The following is a 5,867-nucleotide window of genomic DNA, read 5'->3' as shown; positions in this document are numbered from 1 at the left end:
ACGTCACGCCCAAGGAGCATCTGGGCCTGCCCGACCGCGACGATGTGAAGGTCGGCGTCGTCACCTACAAGCTCGCCGCCCATGCTGCCGACCTTGCAAAGGGCCACCCCGCCGCGCAGGTCCGCGACGACGCGCTGTCGCGCGCCCGCTTCGAGTTCCGCTGGCGCGACCAGTTCAACCTGTCGCTCGATCCCGACACGGCCGAGCAATATCACGACCAGACGCTGCCTGCCGAAGGCGCCAAGACCGCGCATTTCTGCTCCATGTGCGGCCCTAAATTCTGCTCGATGAAGATCACGCAGGAAGTGCGCGACTTCGCCGCGAAGAAGAACCAGCCTGCCGATGGCTTCCTTGAAGCGGGCCTCACCGGCGCGGAAGTGGCAGAAGCGAGCAAGGCGGCGGCGCTCAAGGGCATGGAGGAGATGAGCAAGCTGTTCAAGGAAACGGGCAGCGAGCTCTATATGGGCGCAGGCGGCCGCGACCACGACTGAAGAGGGATAATGGTCAGGCGGATGGCGGGCGGGGCCCGCCATCTCCTGCGGCGACCGGGAAGGCTCAGGCACCGTGTCTGACTGACCGAAAAGGCCGAATTTTCGGGCTGCCGATAAACCATATGCCGCGCCCCCGCGTTCCGCCTCCGGATCACAGCAAGGAGCGTCCCCGATGGCCTATGACTTCTGGTACTGGCCGACCATTCCCGGCCGCGGCGAATTCGTCCGGCTGACGCTGGAGGCTTGTGGCATCGCCTATCGCGACTGCGCGCGGGAAGAAGGGGGTGAGGCGCTGATGGCCGACATGGCAAGCCATGATCGAGGCCCCGCCTTCGCGCCGCCCTATCTCGGCATCGATGGCGCAACCGTGTCCCAGACCGCCAATATCCTTTTCTATCTGTCCGAAAGGCATGAATGCGGCCCATCGGGCATGAAAAGCCGCTACTGGCTCGCGCAGCTCCAATTGACGATCATGGACATGGTCGCTGAAGCGCATGACGTGCATCATCCTGTCGGTGTCCATCTCTATTATGCGGATCAGAAACCGGAAGCGCTGCGCCGCGCCCAGGGCTTTCGCGATGAGCGCATTCCCAAATATCTCAGCTATTTCGAGCGCGCGCTTGGTTCTGAACCGGGCAACTGGCTGGCCGGGGCACGCTGGAGCTATGCCGACCTCTCGCTATTTCAGCTGGTCGCCGGCCTGACCTACGCCTTCCCGGTGCGCATGGCGTCGCTCGATGGGCGCTTCCCAGCGGTCATAGCCCTGCACGACAGGGTTGCGGCCTTGCCCGAATTGCAGGATTATCTCGCCAGCGACCGGCGGCTACCCTTCAATGAAGACGGCATCTTCCGTCATTATCCCGAACTGGATGCGGCATGACCTTCGACGACCTCATTGTTCAGACCATCACCCCCGTCAGCCATAATCTGGGCGACTTCAAGGTGCACCGATCCCTGCCGTCCAAGGGGCGCACGATGGTCGGCCCCTTCATCTTCTTCGACCAGGCCGGGCCGGCGCAGATCGCGCCGGGGCAGGGGATCGACGTGCGGCCGCACCCCCACATCAACCTCGCCACCGTGACCTATATGTATGAAGGCGCATTTCTGCATCGCGATTCACTGGGGACCGAGCAATTGATCGAGCCGGGCGCGGTCAATCTGATGACGGCGGGCAGCGGCATTGTCCATTCCGAACGATCGCCCGATGAAGACCGGGCAAAGGTGTCCAAATTGTCGGCCATCCAGACCTGGCTGGCGCTCCCCGACCGGGTCGAGGAAATGGATCCGGCGTTCGAGCATGTCAGCGAAGGTGGGCTGCCGGTCATCGAAGACGGATCGACGCGCGCGCGCGTCATCATGGGGACGCTCTGGGGCGAAACCTCACCCGTCACCACCTATGCCGACACCATTTACGCCGACATCCAGCTTGCGCCCGGCGGCCGGATCGCCATTGACCCATCCGCCGACGAACGCGCCCTCTATGTCTCGGGCGGCGATGCTGCGCTCGATGGCATGACCCTGACGCCACAAACGCTCTATGTGTTGCGGCCCGGCACCTCCGCCACCTTGATGAGCGTCGATGGCGGCCGGATCGTGCTGTGCGGCGGCGAAGCCTTTTCCTCGCCGCGCCATGTCTGGTGGAATTTCGTCTCCTCGCGCCCGGACCGGCTGATGCAGGCGCGCGAGGACTGGGACGCGATGCGCTTTCCGCTCATCCCCGGCGACGACCAGGAATTCATCCCGATCCCGCAGGGCCGGCCCAAGACGGTCAGCTACCCCTGAAGGTCGACGGCGCCCCCCATTCTGGCGTGCCCTTTACTGAACGAAGGTGAGCGAGAGATTTTCGGCGTTCTTGGGAATGTCGATCCGGCTTTCGTTGATCGACGCTTCCTCGCCCGGTTTCAGCCGCGTCTTGTCCGCCTTCGTCGTCCAGCTGAACACCAGCCGGTTCTGCCGGTCGCGCAGTTGCACCAGCACCGGCGGCACGGGCAGCGCCTGCGTCCCGCTGTTCACGATGCGCGCGCCGAAGGCGAAATATTCCTCCCCGGTCGGCAGCTTGCGGCGCTCGGCGGGCTTCGACAGGTAGAAAAGCAGGTCCGGGTCGCCCTCTTCGGGCACCAGACCCATCGCCACCATCCAGGATGGCGGCCCATAATAATAGAGCGCGCCGCCCGCGGCGGCTACGACGAAGAAGAAGGCGGCGGCCGCATAGGTCCACAGCTTGACCGGATTGCGACGCGCGCGGGTGGCAACCGTCGGCGCGTAGCTCTCCTCGGTGTCCCGGCTGACTGGCGCACCGGCATAAATGTCATCGAAGCGATGATCGGCCTGCGCTGGCTCGGGCGCGGCGGCCGGCGGCTCAGCGGCAGCGTCCACCGCAGGGGTCTCCGCCGCCGCGACTGGATTGTCCGCAGCGTCCGCCGCATCGGACGGAGGCGCGGCAAAGGCTTCGGGCTCCGGGGTCGGAGCCGGCGGCGGAACTGGCGCCGCAGCTGGCGGTTCGGACGGCTGTTCGGCCGGCGGCGCTGCCTCGTCGCGCGCGGGCGGGACGGCTGCTTCCTGGAACCAGCTATGCTTGCACGCCGCGCAGCGGACCTGGCGCCCATTGGGGCCGACGGCGCTGTCGGGCACGACATAGCGGGTCGCGCAATTGGGGCACAGCAGGATCATTTCGCTTCATAGCCATGGCTTGGACTCGCGCGCAAGCGGCAAGACGCGCCTCGGTTCGCCGCCCGCGACTCGCCACGACAGGCGGGGCGGGCTTTACGACGGCACGCCCCCTGTGCCATGGCTGCGCCTTCGCCAAGCAGGGAGCGCCATCGCGCCATCATCCGTCCATGTCGGCCATCGTCCAGTTCGAAAATGTCGGCCTGCGCTATGGGCTGGACAGTGAGACGCTTTCGGACGTCAGCTTTTCGCTCGCCAGCGGCGGTTTCTATTTTCTCACCGGCGCGTCCGGTGCGGGCAAGACGTCGCTTCTGAAGCTCCTCTATCTTGCGCAGCGGCCTAGCCGGGGTGTCATCCGCCTATTCGGCGAAGATGTGGTGACTCTGCCGCGTAAGCGGCTGCCGGGCTTCCGTCGCCGCATCGGCGTCGTGTTCCAGGACTTCCGGCTCGTCCCGCATCTGTCGGCCTATGACAATATCGCCTTGCCGCTGCGCGTTGCCGGCATGAAGGAGGATGAGGTCGACGCGCCGGTGGCGGAAATGCTGAACTGGGTCGGGCTGGGCGATCGCGGCGACGCGCGGCCCGCCACCCTGTCGGGCGGGGAGCAGCAGCGCGTGGCGATCGCCCGCGCGGTGATCGGCCGTCCAGAAATCCTCGTCGCCGACGAACCGACCGGCAATGTCGATGCGGACATGGCCCGCCGCCTGCTCACCCTGTTCGAAGCGCTCAATCGTCTTGGCACAACTGTCGTCGTCGCCACCCATGATCTGCCGCTGATGGCGCAGGTGTCGGGTGCGCAGATGATGAAGCTCGACAAGGGGCGGCTGGCCGATCCCACCGGCACCCTGCGATATCCCCCGCGCGCGCGCGACGATCAGGACAGGGGTGAAGGCCGATGAGTGGCCGCGCCGAGCGAAAGGCTGCCACCGCCGCGCGCCATCGCCTGCTGCCGGGCGGGCGGGTCGCAGGGCCGATGCCTTGGATCATCGCGATCATGATGTTCGTGACGGTGCTTGCCGCTGCTGCGGGCCTTGGCCTGGGCGCGGCGGTCCAGTCAATGCGCGCCGATCTTGCCGGGCGCGCCAGCGTGCAGGTGGTGGAGGCCGACGCGCAGACCCGCGCCGCCCTTGCCGCGCAAACGCTCAGGGCGCTGCGGGCTGCGCCCGAAGTGCGCTCTGCCGATCCTGTTCCGTCCGCCGTCCTGGCCGATCAACTGCGCCCCTGGCTGGGCGAAGAAGCCTTGAATGGCGACCTGCCGGTCCCCGCGCTGATCGACGTCATGCTGACGCCGGGAGACGCCGGGACGAAGGTCGATCGCCTGCGCCAGCGGCTCGCCGCTCTGTCGCCCAAGCTGCGCGTCGATCCGCACGCCGCTTTCCTGACGCCGCTTGCCGGCCTGCTTTCGGCGCTTGGCCTGCTCGCGCTGGGCGCGGTCCTGCTGATGATGCTGGCGACGGCGGCGGTCGTCGTGCTGGCGGCGCGCGGCGCGCATGACAGCCATCGCGGCACCATCGACGTGCTGCATCTCATGGGGTCGACCGATGTGCAGATCGCCCGCCTGTTCCAGCGGCGCATCGGGCTCGATGCGCTGATGGGCGGCGCGCTGGGCTTCTCCTTCGGCATTTTCGTCATTCTGCTGATCGGGCTGCGGCTGGGCGCGACCGGGTCGGAATTGCTCGCGGCGATCACGCTGCCCTGGCAGGGCTGGCTCATTCTTGTGGCCCTGCCGGTCGCCGGCGTGCTGTTGGCGACGCTGACGGCACGCTGGACGGTGCTGCGCGCCCTGGGGCGGACGCTATGATCGTACGCCTCGCCGCGCTGGCGCTGCTCGGCTGGGTGCTGGGCTTTGCCTGGTTTGCCATCTTCCTGCCCGAACCGCTCGACGGTCGCCGCACCGACGCCATCGTCGTGCTGACCGGCGGCCCTGGCCGTATCGACCGCGGCATCGCCCTCATGCAGCAGGGCGCGGCCAGGCGGATGCTGATTTCGGGCGTCGACCGGTCGGTCAGGCCGGGGGAACTGGCCGCCCAATATGATGCGCCCGAAGCCCTGTTCGATTGTTGCATCACGCTCGGCCGCGAGGCTATCGACACCCGCTCCAACGGCCTGGAAACCGCGCGCTGGCTGGCGCGGCGCGATTATCAGACGGTGCGGCTCGTCACCACCGACTGGCATATGCGTCGATCCGCGCTGGAACTGACCCAGGCGCTGCCCCCGCGCATCCACATTGTCTATGACGCGGTGCCCAGCCACCCCAGCCTGTCGGTGCTGATGCGCGAATATAATAAATATCTGCTGCGCCGGATCGCAGCGCTGATCGGCATATGATCCTGATGAACACCATCCTGACCGCGCTGCGTTCGCTTGCCTTCATGCTGATCTTTTACAGCGGCAGCCTTCTCTTCGTGCTCGCCGCGATGCTGGCCGGGGGCTTTGACGCCGACATGGTGCCGCGCATCGCCACCGGGTGGAGCCGCTTCCACCGTGGTTGCGCGCGCTGGCTCCTGGGGCAAAGGGTGGTGGTGGACGGCGATCTGCCGCTTGGTCCCTATCTCTACATCATCAAGCATGAATCGATGTTCGAAACCATCGACATGCTGTGCCTGTTCGATCGGCCGGCGATCGGCGCCAAGCGCGAACTGCTCGACATTCCGCTCTGGGGCCTCATCGCCCGCCGCTACGGCCTCATCCCGATCGAACGCAGCGCCG

General features: G+C 66.6%; 8 protein-coding genes. 7 read left to right on the top strand and 1 reads right to left on the bottom strand.

The genetic code is table 11. The features are described from left to right. The 3 genes from B2V90_RS05720 to B2V90_RS05710 all read left to right on the top strand — a co-directional run. The coding region (locus B2V90_RS05720; RefSeq protein WP_293920183.1) for a phosphomethylpyrimidine synthase ThiC at positions 1-491 on the top strand (491 nt) is incomplete at its 5' end. A 172-nt stretch (positions 492-663) separates the two neighbouring features. After that, positions 664-1,371 carry a glutathione S-transferase gene (locus tag B2V90_RS05715; RefSeq protein WP_228221353.1) on the top strand — a complete coding sequence of 236 codons (708 nt, stop codon included), beginning with the start codon at positions 664-666 and terminating at the stop codon, positions 1,369-1,371. Further along, the gene (locus B2V90_RS05710) at positions 1,368-2,273 is read left to right on the top strand and encodes a pirin family protein (RefSeq protein ID WP_228221352.1); all 906 of its coding nucleotides are present in this window, start codon (positions 1,368-1,370) and stop codon (positions 2,271-2,273) included. Before B2V90_RS05715 ends, B2V90_RS05710 begins: the two co-directional genes overlap by 4 nt. A gap of 33 nt (positions 2,274-2,306) precedes the next feature. Here the strand turns inward: B2V90_RS05710 and B2V90_RS05705 are convergent, their stop codons facing one another. Further along, the gene (locus tag B2V90_RS05705) at positions 2,307-3,161 is read right to left on the bottom strand and encodes an MJ0042-type zinc finger domain-containing protein (RefSeq protein WP_228221351.1); all 855 of its coding nucleotides are present in this window, start codon (positions 3,159-3,161) and stop codon (positions 2,307-2,309) included. Between the two features lie 167 nt (positions 3,162-3,328). Between B2V90_RS05705 and ftsE the strand changes: the two genes are divergently transcribed. The 4 genes from ftsE to B2V90_RS05685 all read left to right on the top strand — a co-directional run. After that, complete coding sequence (gene ftsE / locus B2V90_RS05700) at positions 3,329-4,057, top strand: cell division ATP-binding protein FtsE (RefSeq protein WP_009823202.1); 729 nt, start codon at positions 3,329-3,331, stop codon at positions 4,055-4,057. Continuing rightward, on the top strand, positions 4,054-4,959 hold the full coding sequence (locus tag B2V90_RS05695) for a cell division protein FtsX (RefSeq protein ID WP_228221350.1): 906 nt from the start codon (positions 4,054-4,056) through the stop codon (positions 4,957-4,959). Before ftsE ends, B2V90_RS05695 begins: the two co-directional genes overlap by 4 nt. Next, positions 4,956-5,486, top strand: a complete 531-nt coding sequence (locus B2V90_RS05690) for a YdcF family protein (RefSeq protein ID WP_009823200.1) — start codon at positions 4,956-4,958, stop codon at positions 5,484-5,486. Before B2V90_RS05695 ends, B2V90_RS05690 begins: the two co-directional genes overlap by 4 nt. Positions 5,487-5,500: 14 nt before the next feature. Then, positions 5,501-5,867: lysophospholipid acyltransferase family protein (locus B2V90_RS05685; protein WP_293920208.1), on the top strand; the 367-nt coding region annotated here is incomplete at its 3' end.

Source organism: Sphingobium sp. UBA5915 (assembly GCF_002431195.1).
Lineage (GTDB): Bacteria > Pseudomonadota > Alphaproteobacteria > Sphingomonadales > Sphingomonadaceae > Sphingobium > Sphingobium soli.
This window is presented reverse-complemented; position numbering and strand designations above follow the sequence as displayed.

Bases quoted from the DNA above. Each gene is read 5' to 3' on its own strand.
- B2V90_RS05715 (WP_228221353.1), top strand. From the start codon at position 664: ATGGCCTATGACTTCTGGTACTGGCCGACCATTCCCGGCCGCGGCGAA.
- B2V90_RS05710 (WP_228221352.1), top strand. From the start codon at position 1,368: ATGACCTTCGACGACCTCATTGTTCAGACCATCACCCCCGTCAGCCAT.
- B2V90_RS05690 (WP_009823200.1), top strand. From the start codon at position 4,956: ATGATCGTACGCCTCGCCGCGCTGGCGCTGCTCGGCTGGGTGCTGGGC.
- B2V90_RS05695 (WP_228221350.1), top strand. From the start codon at position 4,054: ATGAGTGGCCGCGCCGAGCGAAAGGCTGCCACCGCCGCGCGCCATCGC.
- ftsE (WP_009823202.1), top strand. From the start codon at position 3,329: ATGTCGGCCATCGTCCAGTTCGAAAATGTCGGCCTGCGCTATGGGCTG.
- B2V90_RS05705 (WP_228221351.1), bottom strand. From the start codon at position 3,161: ATGATCCTGCTGTGCCCCAATTGCGCGACCCGCTATGTCGTGCCCGAC.